Genomic DNA, 17,589 nt, shown 5'->3' with positions numbered 1-17,589 from the left:
CCGCTCCCCCTCCCCCCGCTCCCCCTCGCTACGTCTCATCGGAGGAACTCCTCATGTCCGACCTGGTTCTCACCTCGTTCGAGGACGGTGTCGCCGTCATCACGATCAACCGCGCCGAGGCCCGTAACGCCGTCAACCGGGCGATGGCGGATGCCGTCGCCGAGGCCGTCGACGAACTGGACGCCCGCGACGACCTCGTCGTCGGTGTGATCACCGGCGCCGGCGGGACGTTCTGCGCCGGCGCGGATCTCAAGGCGCTGGCCGCCGGTGAACGCTCCGGCATCCCCGGCCGCGGCTTCTGCGGGATCACCGAGACGCCGCCCGTCAAGCCGCTGATCGCCGCGGTCGAGGGATACGCGCTGGGCGGCGGCACGGAACTGGCGCTCGCCTGCGACATGATCGTCGCCGCCAGGACCGCGAAGTTCGGCCTCCCGGAAACCAAGCGCGGGCTCATCGCGGCGGGTGGCGGTCTGGTACGCCTGCCCCGGAAGATCCCGTACAACATCGCCATGCAGTACGCGCTGACGGGTGAATTCATCGGCGCTGAGCGTGGCCATGAACTCGGCCTGGTCAACGAGCTGACCGAGCAGGGCGAGGCGCTCTCGGGTGCCCTGGCCCTCGCCAAGGCGATCGCCGCCAACGGCCCGCTGGCCGTGCGCGCCAGCAAGGGGATCGTCGTGGATTCGGCCGACTGGTCGGCCGACGAGGCATGGGACCGCAACCGGAACGCCTGTGCCCCGGTGTTCGCGTCGGCCGACGCGAAGGAAGGCGCGCGGGCCTTCGCCGAGAAGCGCACCCCCGTCTGGGGAAGCCGCTGACGGCCTCACCGCCGTTCCACGTTCCCGGTGCACCGCGTCGTCGAGCGCCACAGCACCGAGGTGACCCACAGCTACCATCCCGAGGCAACGCTCGGGCATGACCGGACAAAGGAGTTCCGCCATGACCACCCTCTGGCCGCAGGGGCTGCCCCGCACCCTCGACTACCCCGACGGCACGATCGCCGATCTGCTCGCCGGGTCCGCCCATGCCTATCCCGACCGTGCGGCGCTGGTCGACGGCGAGGAGCGGCTGACCTTCGCCGAACTGCACGAGCGAGCCCTGCGGGTGGCCCAGGGGCTGCGCGAGCAGGGCATCGTCCCGGGCGAGGCCGTCGCCGTGCACATGCCCAACTCGATCTGGTTCACGGTCGCGTACTACGGCATCCTGCTCGCGGGCGCGGCCGTGGTGCCGGTCAACCCGACGCAGCCGCCCCTCGCGCTGCGCCGCCAGCTCGACGACTCGGGCGCGGTCGCGGCCTTCACCCACCCTTCCGTGGCGGCGCGGATGGCCGTGGCCCTGGAGGGCGCGGGGACGGTGCGCCGCATCTGTGTCGCACCGGCCACGACGGCGGCCCCGGCCGGTGACCAGGCACCGGCCGTGTTCCCTGTCGCCGACTTCCCGTTCGACGACCTCATGAAGGCGGAGGCGGCGCCGGCGACGGTGGTGGACGGCGACGCGGTCGCGCACCTCGCCTTCACCGGTGGCACGACGGGCGTGCCCAAGGCCGTGCGGGTCCTGCACCGCAACCTCCTCAAGAACGTGCTCCAGGTGGCGTGCTGGCGCAGTGCCGCCGTCCCGCACGCGGATGCCGAGGGCCGCATCACGCTGCGCCATGTGGAAGAGACCCGGACCTCGCACCACATCCCGATCGGCACCGCGACCGGTATCTCCATCGCCCCGCTCTTCCACGGCATGGGCATGGTCGGCCAGAGCGTCTTCGTCGCCGCCGGACTCACCGTCGTCGTCTTCGGCCGTTTCGACGCGGTCCGGTACCTGGACACCATCGAGCAGCTGGGCATCCACGCCATCACCGGCTCCCCCGCCCTGTGCCACGCGGTCCTCGCCGTACCGGACGTGCGGGAACGTGACCTGTCGTGCGTACGTGTGGTCAGCACCGGCTCCGCGCCGATGAACCCGGCCGCGGCCGCCGAACTCTCCGAGATCTTCCCGAACGCCGTGGTCAGCGACGGTTACGGACTGACGGAGGCGACGATGGGCGTCGCGATCAGCCCGCTGGACCGCTCGATGCCGCGCCCGGAGGGCAGCACCGGCCTGGTCCTATTCGACACCGAGGTCGAGATCCGGGAGCCGGACCTGGTCACGCCCGTGCCGCCCGGCGAGCGCGGCGAGGTCTGGGTCAGGGGCCCGCAGGTCACCGGCGGCTACCTCGGCCACCCCGAGCTCACCGCCGAGCAGTACGTGGGCGGCTGGCTGCGCACCGGCGACCTCGGCACCCTCGCCCCGGACGGATGGCTGTCGCTCGTGGGCCGGGCGAAGGACATGCTGATCTACAAGGGGTACAACGTGTACCCCGGCCCGTTGGAGAACGTCCTTCGCGAACACCCGGCGGTCGCCCAGGCTTCGGTCGTGGGCCGGCCGCACCCGGAGCACGGGGAGATCCCGGTGGCCTTCGTCTCGCTGAAGGCCGAGGCGGGCGTGTCGGTCACGGCCGAGGAACTGATCGCGTACGTCGCCGAGCGCGTCGCCCCGTACCAGCGGATCCGGGACGTGGTGATCGTGGACGAACTGCCGCTCTCGGCGACGGGAAAGATCCTCAAGACGGAGCTGCGCAGGCGGGCTGCCGACTCCTGAGGCAGGGTCACGGCCGCCTTCGCGGGCGGCGATTGTGATGGGGCCGGGCAGAGGGAAGTCTCTGCCCGGCCTCACGCGCTTGCTCCCCGGTGCTACTGGGCGTAGGCCCGCAGCGGGGGCTCCGCCGGGACCTTCGTGGCGTTGAGGATCTCCGCCGTGAAGTTCGCAGCCGTGATCGCCGTGGCCGCCACTGCCTCGTGCGGCCAGACTCCGGGAAGGTTGACGTCCAGGCACTTGCCGAACGGCAGCCGGCTGGGTATCGCCGTGCCTGAGTGCGACAGGGCGTCCACGACCAGCTTGTACGCCACAGCGTCGTACAACATGCTGTAGTGGGCGACGACCCGGCCGGCACAGACGTCCTGGACCAGGATGTTCTTCGCACCGTCGAGGGGCGCGGTCGTGAACGGCGTGATCGCCTCGTCGGTGAGGCTGTAGATGTTGGTGTACGAGATGTCGCCGGGGGTCTCGTCGTCCCGGTTGAGGGCGGCGTTGAACTGGGACCCGATGTTGAACTGGTGCAGCGCCGGTGCGCACCACCCGACGCAGAAGAGGTTGCCGCCGGTGGTCCCATGGCCGGGGTTGGCCAGGAAGACCAGGTCGTCGACCCGGCTCTGCAGGTGCGGCCACCATTTCACGGCCCAGCGCATCTCCATGTTGCCCTGGCTGTGGCCGATAACGTCGGCCTTGCGGCCGGTGGCGGCGTAGATCCTGTCAATGGCGTGGACGACGTACTCGGACGCCTCCTGGATGTCGCCCATCGACCGGTTGGGCAGCTCGACGCCGCAGACGTCATAGCCCGCGTCACGCAGGGCCGGGGCGTAGTTCCAGCCCCAGGTCTCGTCGTAGTTCGAGGTGGTGCCGTGGACCAGGAGCACCGGCTCATGGTCGGGGTGGGTGAAGGAACTCGGACAGCGCAGGGCCGCGTCAAGTGTGGCTGCGGGGGTATTCAGCTGCGGCTCGGCCGCGGCCGAGGCGGCCGGGACCGGGCCGAGCAGGGCGGCGACGAACGCAGCCACGAGCGCGGCGGCGAACGTACGGGCCCCTCCGCCCCGGTTCAGGGTGTTCCACGATCTGTTCACGGACGACTCCTTTGTCGGAACGACTTCCGCGCACACGGATGCCTCCTCGATGACAAGGACAGGAAGAGGGGCAACACCCGTGTGCGGGGAAGAATGTGGGGGTTGGTGGTTCACCTTGGCCGGGCCGCCGACACCGAACAAGGCTTCCCGCACGTCCCCGGCGCCTCCGGCCGAATTCCTGTGAAGCGTCACATCCGCGCCTTTCCGAAGGCGCCAGGCGGCACAAGTTCGGATGATCTCCCTTCCCTCTCGCCGCCCCTCGCGGTTGCGCTCACACGCCTTATCCGTGACTCGGGGTCGGTGAAGTTGGCCTGTGCCTTGGGCTTGGGGCGGGCCCCGGCGGCGGCCTTGTCGCCGGCGTCGGTGACGGCCTGCTCGTCGTCGGCGCCCGCGTACTCCTGGCACAACGGGGTATCGCCCCGAACGGTCTCTCGTACCCACCTGAACCCACAACTCAATTGGCCGTTACGGACCCATGCTTCTAGCCGACCGCAGTCATCTCACTGCCCGGCAGCATGGCAACCGACAGACCCTGGCGACGGGATTCGGGGGGGCGCGGCAGCCCGGCGTCGAGTCGGCGAGCCACCCGCTCGGCCTCCTGGCACGCCTCTACGGCCGTCTCTACCAGGTGGGCCAGTCGGTCGTCGGCGGCGGTGGTGGTCGTGGCCGTCACATTCGTTCGTCCTTCGGGGCATGGAGAAGCCGGGGCCCGCTTGGTGCGGACCCCGGCACGGTGGTGCGGTGGTTACGGCAGCACGATCGGGAAGTTGCGCGCCGGCCTCTCCAGCAAGCCGTGGAAGGTCGCGAGCACGGTCGCGTCGCCTTCCATGCCGACGGCTCCGGAGCCGATCGCCTCCGGGAAGGAGGTGTGCTGAGCGAGGATCAGGTCGAGCGTGGCGCGCTCCAAGCGCAGCGTCAGCTGTGAGGCTTCCCCGCCCGGCGCGTCGCCCCGCATCGGAGTGAGCACGCCGTTGCCGACCAGGAGCGTCCACACCTCGTCGGTGTCGGTGAACTCCCATCGCAGCAGCAGCCGGTGCGCGGCAGCCCGCGGTCCGTCCAGACGGACCGCCATCGACTCGAAGAGCTGTCGAGTGGAGAGCGCCGCGAGCATGTCGACGCTGTCCTTGCCGGGCGCTCCGGTCCGGCGCCTCTCCTGACCGGCCTCCCGCAGTTCCTTGGCTCCCGTGAGGTAGATGTTGCGCCAGGTGCCGTTCTCTTGGCCGAAGCCCAGCCGCTCGTACGTCTCCGCCTGCAGTTCCCGTGCCTCGGTGTGCTCGGGTTCGGCGAACAGAACGTGGTTGAGCAGTTCGGCGGCCCAGCGCAGGTCGCCGGCCTCGACCGCCTCGCGGGCGGAGGCGACGGTGGCGTCCGCTCCGCCGATCGCGGCGACGTACCTCTTGGCCTGCTCGACCGGGGGGTGCTGCCACAGGTGCGCCGGGTTGCCGTCGTACCAGCCCATGTAGCGCTGGTAGACGGCCTTCACGTTGTGGCTGAGGGAGCCGTAGTAGCCGCGTACGCTCCAGGCCTTGCCCAGCTCGCCGGGGAAGGAGTGGATCTCCTCGGCGATCTCCGGGCCGGTCAGGCCTTGGTTCATCAGGCGGACGGTCTGGTCGTGGAGGTAGGCGTAGGCGTCGCGCTGCTGGGTGAGCATGCGCATCACGTCGTCGTGTCCCCACGTCGGCCAGTTGTGGGAGCCGACGAGGATCTCGGCGCCTTCGAAGAGCTGGATCGATTCGGTGATGTACGACGCCCAGGCGTGGGCGTCGCGGACCTGTGCGCCGCGCAGGGTGAGGACGTTGTGCAGTGAGTGGTTGACGTTCTCGGCGATGAGCAGGACGCGATGGTCCGGCAGGTAGAAGTTCATCTCCGATGGGGCCTCGGTGTCCGGCGTCAGCTGGAAGACGAGTCGCACTCCGTCCAGGACGAGTTCCTGGCCCGTCGCCGTGATGCTCTGCGTCGGTGCGATCAGTCCGACGGTGCCGGTGGACAGGGCCTGCCCGAGACCGAATCCGACCGACGCCTCGGGGCCGACCGGCAGCGAGCGGCCGTACATGTACACGGCGCGGCGCAGCATCGCCGGCCCCGCGAAGACGTTCTCGCTGACGGCGTGGTCCATGAATCCGTCGGGCGCGACGACGGCGCACGCGCCAGTCTCGACCGCCGCGTGGGTGGTGACACCGAGGACGCCGCCGAAGTGGTCGCCGTGGCTATGCGTGTAAATCACGGCCTTGACCGGGCGCTCGCCGCGGTTGCGGGTGTACAGCCCCAGGGCTTCGGCGGCGACCTCCTTGGACGTCAGCGGGTCGACGACGACCACGCCGGTTTCGCCCTCGATGATCGTCATGTTGGAGACGTCGAGGCCGCGGACCTGGTAGATACCGGGCGCGACCTCGAAGAGGCCCTGGGCGGTGTTGAGCCTGCTCTGGCGCCACAGGCTCGGGTGCACGGTGTCGGGGCACTCGTCCTTGTTCAGGAAGTCCCAGCGGTCGTTGTCCCAGACGACTCGGCCTGCCGCGTTGCGTACGACGCAGGGCTCCAGCTTGTCGATCAGGCCACGGGTGGCGTTGGTCCGGTCGGTGGTGTCGTCCCAGTCGAGTTCGGGGGTGGAAGGCATCATCGGTCATCCCTCGCGGTCGGTGGAGGTGATCCGGGTCCATACGCCGGTCTCGCCGGCCTGCGCCGCGCGGCGGCCGAGGCTCTCGGCCCAGTGGCGCTCGGAGTCGACGGCGTCGCGCCAGGACCAGAGGCGGCGGGTGAGGCGGTGCAGCGGGTACTCCTCGGTGATGCCCATGGCGCCGTGCAACTGGTGGGCGATCCGGGCGATCTCCGTAGCGGCAGCGGCCGTGGTGATGCGTACGATCTCGGTGGCGCCGCTGCCGGGGGCTGCCTCGCGGGCCAGGGCGAGGGCCGCGTCGGCCTGAACGAGCTGGACGCGCATCCGGGCGAGGTTGCCCGCGACGGCCGGGATCTTGAGCAGGGGTGCGCCGAACTGCTCGCGCTCGGAGACGTACGTCCTGGTGAGTCGGTACGCGCCATGTGCGGCGCCGAGTACGGCGGCCGACCACAGGAGGGCGAGGCGCTCGCGGACCTCGGTGTGTTCCGGCGCGCCCGCTATGGCGGTGGCGGGCGAACCCGCGAGGAGCACGGTGTCGCGGGGCTCCCCGGCGATGTTGTCCACGGGCCGCACGGTGACCGAGGTATGGGCGAGCTCCACGACGAGCGGCGTGGCGCCGGGCGCGCACAGCACCAGGCGTGCGGCGTCGCGGGCCCACGGGACGGCGGTCAGCTCGGCGGTGAGGGTGCCGGACACGGTCTCCGGCTCCTCGTCGAGCAGCAGGACTGTGGTGAGGCCGTCGACGAGGTTCCCAGCGTGGCTGAGGATCCAGTCGGCGGTGGACGCCTCGACGATCGGTACGCCGATGCCGTGCCCGGCGAGGGACTCGACGACGACGAGCAGATCGTCGAGGGAGCCGCCGGAGCCGCTCTTCTCCTCGTCGATGCCGACCCGGGGCAGGCCTGATGCGACCAGGCTGTCCCACAGGTGGGGTGTGCCGGACGCGGCCAGGTCGTCGACCAGGCTGCGCAGTTCGTCGGCGAACTGGCTCATGAGCGGGCCTCCTGGCGGGCGATGAGGGAGAGCAGGACCTCGGCCGATCCGCCGCGCAGGCTGAAGGCCGGCGAGGCGAGCAGGGCCTGACCGAAGGCGGAGTCGAAGGCGGGTTCCTGGCACAGGTCGGTGCGGCGCAGCGCTTCGATGACGTCGTGCTCGAAGGCGTTGCCGAGGAACTTCAGGGCCGCGGCCTGCTGGACGGGTGCCTCGCCCGCGTCCATGGCACCGGCGACCTCGAAGCAGAGCCGGCGCAGGACCGCGAGGCGGGCGACGAGGGAGCCGAGCAGCGCCTGCAGTTCGCGGTCGTCCTGGTCGCGGGCGGCCGCTGCGATCAGTTCCACGAGGACGGGGTAGCTGGACAGGGAGCGCTCGGCGCCGCCGCGCTCGAAGGAGAGCTGCTCGACGACCTGCTTCCAGCCCCTGCCGGCCTCGCCGATGAGGCGGTGCGCCGGGACGAGGACGTTCTCGAAGCGCACCTCGTTGAAGTGGTGCTCGCCCGCGAGGTCCACGATCGGGGTGACCGACACGCCTTCGGCGTCCATGTCGAGGACGAACTCGCTGAGCCCGTCGTGCTTGCGCTCCTCGCGCGAGGTGCGAGCCAGCAGGTAAGCGTGCGTGGCGTGATGGGCCTGCGTGGTCCAGATCTTGTGCCCGTTGACCAGCCAGCCGCCCTCCACCTCCTCGGCGGTGGTCTTCACCGAGGCCAGGTCGGAACCGGCTTCCGGCTCGCTCATGCCCAGGCAGAACACGGCCTCGCCGGAGGCGATCCGCGGCACGATCTCCTCCTGGAGCTCGCGCGTGCCGTGGCGCAGGATCGCCGGGCCGATCTGCCGGTCACCGATCCAGTGCGCGGCGACCGGGGCACCGGCGCGGAGCAACTCCTCGGTCACGGCGAGCCGTTCGACGTTGGTGCGCCCGGCGCCGCCGAACTCCTCCGGATACGTCATGGCGATGAGCCCGTGCGCGGCGAGCTCCTTGCTGAACTCCAGGTCGAAGGAGCGCAGCCACGAGTCGCTGCGCGGGGTGTAGCGTCCGGCGTCCCGCCATGCGGCGGTCAGCTCGCGGACCTGCGTGCGCAGTTCGGCGCAGGAGTCCGTTCCCGGGGTGTGGTCCATGGTGGCCTTTCGGGCGTGCGAGGCGGTGCGAAGCGGGGGTCAGCGGCCGGTGAAGACGCCGGGACGCTTCTCCTGGAAGGCCGCGAACGCCTCCTGCGAGTCCTGGGTGGAGGTGATGACGGCCATGTGCGAGGAGATGAGGTCGAGTGCGGTCCGCAGGTCGTGGCGTGCGCCCTGGCGGACGGCGCGCTTGATGGTGCGGATCGCGACCGGCGGCCGTTCGGCGAGCCGGGCGGCGTACGCGTACACGGCGCCCATCAGGTCCGCGTCCTCGTGAACCTCGTCCACCAGGCCGATACGCAGCGCCTCCTCGGCACCGACGAAATCGCCGGTCCACAGCATCCGCAGTGCGGTGGACGTGCCGACGGCTCGGGGCAGCAGCCAGCAGCCGCCGTCGCCGGGGACGAGGCCGACCTTGATGTATCCCTCGGAGAAGCGGGCTCCGCGTCCGGCGAAGCGCAGGTCGCACAGGAGCGCCATGTCCATGCCGGCGCCGACGGCCGGCCCGGTGACGGCGGCGATGACGGGTTTGTCGATGTCTTCCAGGGCGAGCGCGACACGATGGACGTTCTGCGTCAGCAGCTCCTTCTCCCCCAACGGCGCCCGCTCCTCCCCCTTGAACGCGGAGAGGTCCACGCCGGAGCAGAAGGAGTCGCCGGCGCCGGTGACGACGATGACTCGCACCTCGGGGTCGCCCTGCGCCTCCGTCAGGGCGTCGGCCCAGGCGTGCACCATGTCGATGGTGAAGGCGTTCTTGCGCTCGGGGCGGTTGAGGAGGATGGTCGCGATCCCGTCGCGGACCGTGTACTCGAGATCGGCCATCGCCGTCCCTTTCTCTAGTGGGTGGCGGTCCGCAGCTCGCGCTTGAGGACCTTGCCGTTGGGATTGCGGGGCAGCGCCTCGACGAAGTGGACGCCGCGGGGCTTCTTGTACGAGGCGATCCGGTCCCGGGTGAAGTCGATGAGTTCCCGTTCGGTGGGGCGGTCGGCTCCGGGGCGCGGGACCACGAAGGCGGTGACGGCCTCGCCCCATACCTCGTCGGGGAGGCCGACGACCGCGACCTCGGACACCGCCGGGTGTTCGGCGAGCACGGACTCGATCTCGGTGGGGTACACGTTCTCGCCGCCGCTGACGATCATGTCCTTGATGCGGTCGGCGAGGAAGAGGTAGCCGTCCGCGTCGAGGTAGCCACCGTCGCCGGTGCACAGCAGGCCCTCGGAGTCGTAGAGTGCTGCGGTCTCCTCGGGCCGGTTCCAGTAGCCGGGTGTGTTGTGGCGGGAGCGGATCCGGATCTCGCCGACGGTTCCGGTCCGGACGGGGCTGCCCGTCTCCGGGTCGGCGATCACGACGTCGACTCCGCGGCGGGGCCTGCCGACCGAGGTGAGGAGGTGCTGCTGGGGACCGTCGGGCTCGTGGTCCTCCGGCGGCAGCTGGGTGACCGTGCCGCCGCCCTCGGTGAGCCCGTACTTGCCCATGAAGTGGCAGGCGAAGAGGGATATCGAGCGGCGCAGCAGTGCGGGGGTGATGGGCGCGGAGCCGTACGTGATGAGGGTGAGGCGGGAGAAGTCGTGCTTCTCGATCCCGGGCAGCTCGGTGAGCATGTGCAGGACCGAGGGGACGAGGAAGGCGTGGGTGACGCCCTCTCGCTCGATGGCCGAGGCCGCGGCCGCGGGGGCGAAGTCCGGGAACATCAGGCTGGTGGCTCCGGCGGTGAGCGCCACGCGCAGCCAGCCCAGCCCTCCGATGTGGAACATCGGCAGGGCGTTGAACGCGACGGACCCGGGCTCCCAGAGGTACTCCTCCAGCTCGGTGGTGTCGGCGTAGAAGTTGCCGTGGGTGAGCAGGACGCCCTTGGGGACGCCGGTGGTGCCGGATGTGTAGATCTGCAGGAACACCTCGTCGGCGTCCGCGCCGGTGCCCCGGCCCGGGTCGTCGTCCGGGTACGCGGCGAGCCAGGTCTCGTACGCGGGCACGTCCGGCTGCTCGGAGGGGCCGATGACGATCAGCCGCAGTCCGGGAAGGGCCGCGCACACGGCGTCGGCGGCGGCACGGAACTCGGGTTCCGTCAGCAGGACCGTCAGTTCGGCGTCCTGCGCGACGGCGGTCAACTCTGCCGCGGAAAGGCGCCAGTTGAGTGGGACGGTCACCAGCCCGGCCTTGGCTGCGCCGACCAGGATCTCGCCCGCCTCGTTACGGGTGCGGGCGAGGAAGCCGATCCGGGACCTGGCGGCGGTATCGGCGAGGAGCGCGCGGGCGATGCGGTTGCTGCGCGAGTTCAGTACGGAGTAGGCGACCGTACGGCCCTGGCAGGTGAGCGCGGTGGAGGCGCCGCGCTCCGTCGCGTGGAGGCGGATGGCGTCGGGCAGGTGCAGGCCCATGAAGGATTCCCTCCATCGTCGTTGGCAGAGGATGCGGCGATACGGAAGCGCGGGGCCCGGCCGGCCCTCGCGGCAGGGCGTGTCAGCCCTTGGGGCCACCCGCCACGTAGAGGATCTGGCCGTTGACGAATCCGGCTTCCTCGCGGACGAAGAAGGAGACCGCCTGGGCGATGTCCTCGGGGCGGCCGCCGCGGCGCACCGGGATGGCCTTGGCGTAGCGCTCGGTGAACTCCTCGAAGGTGATGCCCATGCGCTCCGCGGTGGCCTCGGTCATCTCGGTGGCGATGAAGCCGGGGGCGACGCAGTTGACGGTCACGCCGAACGGGCCGAGCTCGATCGCCAGGGTCTTGGTGAGACCCATCAGGCCGGCCTTGGCAGACGCGTAGTTCGACTGGCCACGGTTGCCGAGGGCGGCGGACGAGGACAGGTTGACGGTGCGGCCCCAGCCGGCGGCGGTCTGGTGGCGCTGTACGGCGCGTGCCATCAGGAAGGCGCCGCGCAGGTGGACACCGATGACCGAGTCGAACTCCTGGTCGGTCATCTTGAACAGGAGATTGTCCCGGATGATGCCGGCGTTGTTCACCAGGACGGTGGGGGCGCCGAGTTCGGCCGTGACGCGCGCGACGCCCGCCTCGACCTGCCCGGAATCGGAGACGTCGCAGCCGACTGCGAGGGCGCGGCCGCCGTCCTTCTCGACGGTCTCGACGGTCTTGGCACAGGCGGCCTCGTCGAGGTCGAGGACCGCGACGGCGAAGCCGTCCCGGGCGAGGCGGGCGGCGATCGCCGCGCCGATGCCCCGGGCGGCACCGGTGACGATGGCGACCTTGGGGGCGGGGTGGGTGGTGGTCAAGGTTGCTCCCTGTGGCACGTGTGGGGGACGGTCTACTTCGGGGCCATGCGGATAGCGCCGTCGAGGCGGATCGTCTCGCCGTTGAGCATGGGGTTCTCGATGATCGAGGTCGCCAGGTGGGCGTATTCGGCGGGGTCGCCGAGGCGGGAGGGGTGCGGGACCTGGGCGCCGAGCGCGTCGAGGAACTCCTGCGGCTTCTTGTTGAGGAGCGGGGTGGAGAAGAGGCCGGGGGCGATGGTGACCACGCGGATCTTCGCTGCTGCGAGGTCCCGGGCGATCGGCAGGGTCATGCCGACGATGCCGCCCTTGGAGGCGGAGTAGGCGCACTGGCCGATCTGGCCCTCGAAGGCGGCGGCGGAGGCCGTGTTGATGATGACGCCGCGCTCCCCGGCGACCTCGTCGGTCTTCGCCATCTCGGCGGCGGCGAGGCGCAGCACGTTGAAGGTGCCGATCAGGTTGACGCCGACGACGAACTCGAAGTCCTCCAGGGCGTAGGGCGTGCCGTCGCGGCCGACGGTGCGGCCGCCCTTGCCGAGGCCGGCGCAGTTGACGGTGATGCGCAGCGGTGCCTGGGCCGCCGCGGTGGCGACAGCGCGGGCTGCGTCGTCGGCGCTGCGGACGTCGCCGGCGACGAAGTGGGCGCGCTCGCCGAGTTCCTTGGCGCGCTGCTCGCCCTGGGAGGTGGGCAGGTCAAGCAGGACGACGTGCGCACCCTGGTCGATCAGGCGCGTGGCGGTGGCGAGGCCGAGGCCCGACGCACCGCCGGTGATGACGGCGGAGACTCCGTTGGTCTGCATGGTGTGGTTCCGTTCTCGGGCCGTCGGCCCGTTCAGAGGCCGATGGACTTGGCGATGATGGTCTTCATGACCTCGCTGGTGCCGCCGTAGATCCGCATGACGCGGGTGTCGGCGTAGAGGCGCGCGATGGGGTACTCGAGCATGTAGCCGTAACCACCGTGCAGTTGGAGGCACTTGTCGATGACGCGGCTCGCGGTCTCGGTGCAGAGCAGCTTCGCCATGGCCGCGTAGTCCGCGGACAGCTCGCCCTGCGCGTCCCGCTCCAGGGCCTCGTACGCCATGAGCCTGGCGGCCTCGACCTCGGTGGCGCACTCGGCGAGCACGAATTTGGTGTTCTGGAAGGAGGCCACCGGCTTGCCGAAGACCTGGCGGTCCCGGGTGTACTCCTTGGCGAAGGTCACCGCCGCTTCGGCGGCGGCCGCGGCCTGGACGGCGATTACGAGGCGCTCGCGCGCGAGGTTGCGGCCGAGGTAGAAGAAGCCCTCGTCCCGCTCACCGAGCAGGTTCTCCACCGGGACCTTCACGTCGGTGAAGGAGAGTTCGGCGGTGTCGGACGCGTGCAGGCCGATCTTGTCCAGGCTGCGGCCGACCGCGAAGCCCTCGCTCGTGGTGTCGACGACCAGGATCGACAGGCCCTTGCGACGGTTGTCCGCCGGCGCCGGGGACGTACGGCACACCACCAGGACCAGATCGCACTGCGTGCCGCCGGTGATGAAGGTCTTGGCGCCGTTGAGGACGTAGTGCGTGCCGTCCTCGGAAAGGATGGCCCCGGTCCGGATGCCGGCCAGGTCGGAACCGGTACCGGGCTCCGTCATCGCGATGGAGAGCATGAGGTCGCCGGAGACGCAGCCGGGGACCCAGCGCTGCTTCTGTTCCTCGGTCCCGAAGTGCAGAAGGTACGGCAGGATGATGTTGGAGTGGGTCATCGCGGTGCCGAGGGTGGCTCCGGCCCGGGCGACCTCTTCGGCGAGCACGGCACCGAAGTGGTGACCGGTCTGGGCGCCACCGCCGTACTCCTCCGGAACCTCCATGCCGAGCAGGCCCAGCTCGCCGAGCTTGCGGTAGAAGTCGCGGGGGACGGCCTTCGCCGCGACCCAGTCCTGCAGATGCGGAGCCGCTTCCTTGGCGAGGAAGTCCCGGACCACCTGCCGGAAGGCCTCGTGCTCCTCGTTGAATACCGTGCGCGGCATGACCGCCTCTTTCCTGCTCTCGGGTTAGGCAGTTTTCACTTTTGCGCCCTACAGCTCGCCTGTCAAGGGATGATCGACGGGAGCCACGACCTAGACAGCAAGGTTAGCTTGAAATAACTTGAGGCGACTGGAGCCCGCGCGTGACCGCGCCTTCCACCCCCTCATACAGGAGCAGCCCATGCGTGACGCAGTGATCGTGGACGCCGTGCGAACCCCCGTCGGGAAGCGGGGAGGTTCCCTCTCCGGTATCCACGCCGTCGATCTCTCCGCCCACGTCCTGACCGCCCTCGCCGAGCGCACCGGCCTCGACCCCGCCACCGTCGACGACGTGATCTGGGGCACGGTCTCCCAGGTCGGCGAGCAGTCGGGCGTCGTCGGCAGGTTCGCGGCACTCGCGGCCGGCTGGCCCGAGTCCGTGCCGGGTGTCTCCGTCTCACGCGCGTGCGGCTCCTCCCAGCAGTCGGTGCACTTCGCGGCCGGGCTCGTCACCGCCGGGCAGTACGACATCGCCGTGGCGGGCGGTGTGGAGTCGATGAGCCGGGTACCCATGGGCTCGGCCCGCGACGTCCCGGGCGCCGGAAGGGCATACGGGCCGCTCCTGCGCGGCCGCTACTTCCCCGACGGACAGGGCACCTTCGATCAGGGCGTCGGCGCCGAACTCATCGCCGAGCGGTACGGGTTCACCCGCACGCAGCTCGACCAGCACGCCCTCGACTCGCACGAGCGGGCCGCCCGCGCCGTCGACGAGGGCCGCTTCGCCGCCCAGATCACGCCGGTCACCGTCACCGACACGGACGGCACCGTGCGCGTCTTCGACACCGACGAGGGGGTGCGACGCGGGTCCACCCTGGAGAGGCTCGGCGGGCTGAAGACCCCGTTCAAGGAGGACGGTGTGGTGAGCGCCGGCAACTCCTCTCAGATCTCCGACGGCGCCGCCGCGCTGCTCATCACCACCGGCGAGATCGCCCGCAGGAACGGCTGGGACCCGATCGCCCGCGTCCACACCGCCGTCCTCGCCGGCGTCGACCCGGTCACCATGGCCCTCGGTCCGGCGCCCGCCACCGCCAAGGCACTCAAGCGCTCCGGGCTGTCGATCGGAGACATCGGCGCGTTCGAGATCAACGAGGCATTCGCACCGGTCACGCTGGCCTGGCTGAAGGAGACCGGCGCCGACTACGAGCTGATGAACCCGCTCGGCGGCGCGATGGCCCTCGGCCACCCGCTCGGCGGCTCCGGCGCACGCCTGATGACGACACTCGTCCACCACATGCGGGACAACGGCATCCGCTACGGCCTCCAGGCCATGTGCGAGGCCGGCGGCATGGCCAACGCGACGATCCTCGAACTCCTCTGAACCACCGGGCACGACGGAGAGGGGGTGCTGCAACGGGCAGCACCCCCTCTCCGCACGCCCGTCACGTCATCGCGCGAGACCTGCCTCCGCCAGTACTTCCTCGGTGTGCGCGCCGACCACCGGCGCCGGCCGCGGCATACCCGACGGGGTGCCGTGGAAGCGCGGGGCGGGGGCCGGCTGGAGCACACCGCCCTCGGTGAAGTACGTGCCCCGGGCCATGTTGTGCGGGTGCGCGGCGGCTTCCGTCAGTCCGTACACCGGCGTGACGCAGGACTCCGTGCCGTCGAAGACGACGGTCCACTCCTCGCGGCTCCGTCCGGCGAAGATCTCCTCCAGACGCGCCCGCATGACGGGCCAGCTGTCCCGGTCGTGCTGCCGGGCGAACAGCGGATCGTCACCGATGCCGAGAACCTCCAGCAGGACGGCGTAGAACTGCGGCTCGACGCTGCCGACCGCCATGTGCCCGCCGTCGGAGGTGCGGTACGTCCGGTAGAAGGGAGCACCACCGTCGAAGAGGTTGACGCCGCGCGCGTCCTCCCATCGGCCCACCGCGAGCAGGCCGTGGATGAGGGCGAGCTGGATGGCCGTGCCGTCGGTCATGGCGGCGTCGACGATCTGGCCCTTGCCCGTGCGCTGGGCGCTGACCAGTGCGGTGGTGATTCCGAGGGCGAGCAGCATGCCGCCTCCGCCCATGTCGCCGACGAGGTTCAACGGGACGGGCGGGTTCTCGTCCGCACCTCCCATCGCCCCCAGCGCGCCAGCGACGGCGATGTAGTTGATGTCGTGGCCGGGTGCCTGGGCGAGCGGGCCGTCCTGGCCCCAGCCGGTCATCCGGCCGTAGACGAGCTCAGGGTTGCGGGCCAGACAGACGTCGGGCCCGAGGCCCAGGCGTTCGGCGACGCCGGGGCGGAACCCTTCGATGAGTGCGTCGGCGGTATCGATGAGGGCGAGGAGGGCCTCGACGTCCGACGGGTCCTTCAGATCGAGTGCGACGGAACGGCGGCCTCGGTGCAGGATCGGGTGCTTCGACGCCGTACCGGCCTCGGCGGGCCGGTCGATGCGGATGACCTCCGCGCCCTGATCGGCCAGGAGCATGCCGGCGAAGGGGCCCGGCCCGATGCCGCCGAGTTCGATGACACGGATACCGGCCAGCGGGCCGGCGGGAGTGGATGCGGTACTCACGGGGATGGTCGGCTCTTTCCGGGCGACGGGAGTGGGGAACGGCCGCCCCGCCAGGGGCGTGCGGGGCGGCCGGTGTGCCGGGGCCGGTCCGTCGGGGGTGGCCGGGCGGCCCCGGCACGTGGTGACGGACCTACAGGCCCAGGTCCTTGGCGATGATCGTCTTCATGACCTCGCTGGTGCCCCCGTAGATCCGCGAGACACGGGTGTCCGCGTACAGGCGGGCGATCGGGTACTCCAGCATGTAGCCGTAACCACCGTGCAACTGGAGGCACTTGTCGATGACACGCCCCGCGACCTCGGTGCCGAACAGCTTGATCTTCGCCGCGTCGGCGCCGGTCAGTTCTCCCGAGTCGTCGAGTTCGATGCCCTTGTCGACAAGGGCCTGGAGGGCCTCCACCTCGGCGGCGCACTCGGCGAGGACGAACTTGGTGTTCTGGAAAGCGGCCACAGGCTTGCCGAAGACCTGGCGCTCCAGGACGTACTCCCTGGCGAACTCGATCGCGGCCGTGGCCGTGGCAACGGAGCCCACGCCGATGGAGAGCCGCTCGCGGGGCAGGTTCCTGCCCAGGTAGGAGAAGCCCTTGTCCTGCTCGCCGAGCAGGTTTCCGACCGGCACCCGGACGTCGGCGAAGGAGAGTTCGGAGGTGTCGGAGGAACGCAGTCCGATCTTGTCCAGCTTGCGGCCGTACGCGAACCCCTCACTGTCGGTCGGAACGACCAGAAGGCTGAGACCGTGACGGCGGTCGTCGGCGGTCGGCGGGGCGGTGCGGGCCGCGACGACGCACAGTTCGGAGTTGCGGGCGCCGGTGATGAAGGTCTTGGAGCCGTTCAGGACGTAGTGGGTGCCGTCCTCGGCGAGCCTGGCCGTGGTACGGATCCCCGCGAGATCGGAGCCGGTGCCCGGCTCGGTCATCGCGATGCAGAGCATGATGTCGCCGGAGGCGACGCCCGGGAGCCAGCGCTTCTTCTGCTCGTCGGTGGCGAGGTCCAGCAGGTACGGCAGGACAATGCCGGTGGACACGCCGTAGTGGCCGAAGGAGACGGCGGCGCGTGCGCACTCCTCGTTGATGACGACCTGGTACTTGTAGCTGGTCGCGCCGGCGCCGCCGAGCTCCTCGGGGATGTCGAAGCCCATCACGCCGAGCGCGCCGAGCTTGCGGAAGATCTCGCGGTCGACGAGGTTGTCCCGCTCCCACTGCTCGAAGTGGGGCTTCACCTCCTTGGCGATGAAGTCCCGGATCATCGCCCGGAAGTCCTCGTGCTCCTGGTTGTAGAGCGTGCGCTTCATGCGTCGGTCCTGTCGTGGCTGTCGTTGCTGTCGTTGTGCGGTGCGTGGATGAGGGGTGGTCGGCAGGAATCGTCGTCGACCGTCGCGCCCCGGGCGCTGACGCAGCCGGTGACGG

At 70.5% G+C, this 17,589-nt stretch carries 14 protein-coding genes; 3 read left to right on the top strand and 11 right to left on the bottom strand.

What is annotated here, in order from left to right:
* Window positions 1-53 precede the first annotated feature (53 nt).
* Window positions 54-818, top strand: coding sequence for a crotonase/enoyl-CoA hydratase family protein (locus tag OG408_RS33650; protein WP_326673555.1), 765 nt, complete (start codon window positions 54-56; stop codon window positions 816-818).
* Between the two features lie 121 nt (window positions 819-939).
* The gene (locus OG408_RS33645; protein WP_266785096.1) at window positions 940-2,631 is read left to right on the top strand and encodes a class I adenylate-forming enzyme family protein; all 1,692 of its coding nucleotides are present in this window, start codon (window positions 940-942) and stop codon (window positions 2,629-2,631) included.
* 92 nt (window positions 2,632-2,723) lie between these two features.
* Here OG408_RS33645 and OG408_RS33640 read toward each other — a convergent pair whose 3' ends face one another.
* The 9 genes from OG408_RS33640 to OG408_RS33600 form a co-directional block, all read right to left on the bottom strand.
* Window positions 2,724-3,710, bottom strand: coding sequence for an esterase/lipase family protein (locus OG408_RS33640; RefSeq protein WP_266785094.1), 987 nt, complete (start codon window positions 3,708-3,710; stop codon window positions 2,724-2,726).
* Between the two features lie 745 nt (window positions 3,711-4,455).
* Window positions 4,456-6,327, bottom strand: coding sequence for an alkyl/aryl-sulfatase (locus OG408_RS33635; protein WP_326673554.1), 1,872 nt, complete (start codon window positions 6,325-6,327; stop codon window positions 4,456-4,458).
* A 3-nt stretch (window positions 6,328-6,330) separates the two neighbouring features.
* Entirely contained in the window at window positions 6,331-7,317 is a 987-nt protein-coding gene (locus OG408_RS33630) for an acyl-CoA dehydrogenase family protein (RefSeq protein ID WP_266785088.1), read from the bottom strand.
* The gene (locus OG408_RS33625; protein WP_266785086.1) at window positions 7,314-8,435 is read right to left on the bottom strand and encodes an acyl-CoA dehydrogenase family protein; all 1,122 of its coding nucleotides are present in this window, start codon (window positions 8,433-8,435) and stop codon (window positions 7,314-7,316) included. The genes OG408_RS33630 and OG408_RS33625 overlap by 4 nt, the downstream gene beginning before the upstream one ends.
* A 39-nt stretch (window positions 8,436-8,474) precedes the next feature.
* Window positions 8,475-9,257 carry an enoyl-CoA hydratase/isomerase family protein gene (locus tag OG408_RS33620; RefSeq protein WP_285565071.1) on the bottom strand — a complete coding sequence of 261 codons (783 nt, stop codon included), beginning with the start codon at window positions 9,255-9,257 and terminating at the stop codon, window positions 8,475-8,477.
* A gap of 14 nt (window positions 9,258-9,271) precedes the next feature.
* A complete protein-coding gene (locus OG408_RS33615) occupies window positions 9,272-10,813 on the bottom strand; it encodes an AMP-binding protein (protein WP_326673553.1) in 1,542 nt (513 codons plus the stop codon).
* Window positions 10,814-10,895: 82 nt separating this feature from the next.
* A complete protein-coding gene (locus tag OG408_RS33610; RefSeq protein WP_285565073.1) occupies window positions 10,896-11,663 on the bottom strand; it encodes an SDR family oxidoreductase in 768 nt (255 codons plus the stop codon).
* A gap of 32 nt (window positions 11,664-11,695) precedes the next feature.
* The gene (locus tag OG408_RS33605; protein ID WP_285565074.1) at window positions 11,696-12,460 is read right to left on the bottom strand and encodes an SDR family NAD(P)-dependent oxidoreductase; all 765 of its coding nucleotides are present in this window, start codon (window positions 12,458-12,460) and stop codon (window positions 11,696-11,698) included.
* 32 nt (window positions 12,461-12,492) lie between these two features.
* Entirely contained in the window at window positions 12,493-13,650 is a 1,158-nt protein-coding gene (locus tag OG408_RS33600) for an acyl-CoA dehydrogenase family protein (RefSeq protein ID WP_266785076.1), read from the bottom strand.
* 178 nt (window positions 13,651-13,828) lie between these two features.
* Here OG408_RS33600 and OG408_RS33595 point away from each other — a divergent pair, with 178 nt between their 5' ends.
* Window positions 13,829-15,004 (top strand): thiolase family protein, encoded by a 1,176-nt coding sequence (locus OG408_RS33595; RefSeq protein WP_266785074.1) that lies wholly within the window; start codon window positions 13,829-13,831, stop codon window positions 15,002-15,004.
* A 66-nt stretch (window positions 15,005-15,070) separates the two neighbouring features.
* Here OG408_RS33595 and OG408_RS33590 read toward each other — a convergent pair whose 3' ends face one another.
* Window positions 15,071-16,186, bottom strand: coding sequence for a CaiB/BaiF CoA transferase family protein (locus tag OG408_RS33590; RefSeq protein WP_285565075.1), 1,116 nt, complete (start codon window positions 16,184-16,186; stop codon window positions 15,071-15,073).
* 130 nt (window positions 16,187-16,316) lie between these two features.
* On the bottom strand, window positions 16,317-17,474 hold the full coding sequence (locus tag OG408_RS33585) for an acyl-CoA dehydrogenase family protein (RefSeq protein WP_326673552.1): 1,158 nt from the start codon (window positions 17,472-17,474) through the stop codon (window positions 16,317-16,319).
* Window positions 17,475-17,589: the final 115 nt, after the last annotated feature.

The organism is Streptomyces sp. NBC_01257, from assembly GCF_035917255.1.
Lineage (GTDB): Bacteria > Actinomycetota > Actinomycetes > Streptomycetales > Streptomycetaceae > Streptomyces.
Note: the sequence above shows the minus strand (reverse complement) of the source record. Positions and strands in the feature narration are given on the sequence as shown.

What these genes read in the sequence shown, in the direction of transcription:
- OG408_RS33650 (WP_326673555.1), top strand. Translation starts at nt 54, where the DNA reads ATGTCCGACCTGGTTCTCACCTCGTTCGAGGACGGTGTCGCCGTCATC.
- OG408_RS33645 (WP_266785096.1), top strand. Translation starts at nt 940, where the DNA reads ATGACCACCCTCTGGCCGCAGGGGCTGCCCCGCACCCTCGACTACCCC.
- OG408_RS33635 (WP_326673554.1), bottom strand. Translation starts at nt 6,327, where the DNA reads ATGATGCCTTCCACCCCCGAACTCGACTGGGACGACACCACCGACCGG.
- OG408_RS33630 (WP_266785088.1), bottom strand. Translation starts at nt 7,317, where the DNA reads ATGAGCCAGTTCGCCGACGAACTGCGCAGCCTGGTCGACGACCTGGCC.
- OG408_RS33625 (WP_266785086.1), bottom strand. Translation starts at nt 8,435, where the DNA reads ATGGACCACACCCCGGGAACGGACTCCTGCGCCGAACTGCGCACGCAG.
- OG408_RS33620 (WP_285565071.1), bottom strand. Translation starts at nt 9,257, where the DNA reads ATGGCCGATCTCGAGTACACGGTCCGCGACGGGATCGCGACCATCCTC.
- OG408_RS33615 (WP_326673553.1), bottom strand. Translation starts at nt 10,813, where the DNA reads ATGGGCCTGCACCTGCCCGACGCCATCCGCCTCCACGCGACGGAGCGC.
- OG408_RS33605 (WP_285565074.1), bottom strand. Translation starts at nt 12,460, where the DNA reads ATGCAGACCAACGGAGTCTCCGCCGTCATCACCGGCGGTGCGTCGGGC.
- OG408_RS33600 (WP_266785076.1), bottom strand. Translation starts at nt 13,650, where the DNA reads ATGCCGCGCACGGTATTCAACGAGGAGCACGAGGCCTTCCGGCAGGTG.
- OG408_RS33595 (WP_266785074.1), top strand. Translation starts at nt 13,829, where the DNA reads ATGCGTGACGCAGTGATCGTGGACGCCGTGCGAACCCCCGTCGGGAAG.
- OG408_RS33585 (WP_326673552.1), bottom strand. Translation starts at nt 17,474, where the DNA reads ATGAAGCGCACGCTCTACAACCAGGAGCACGAGGACTTCCGGGCGATG.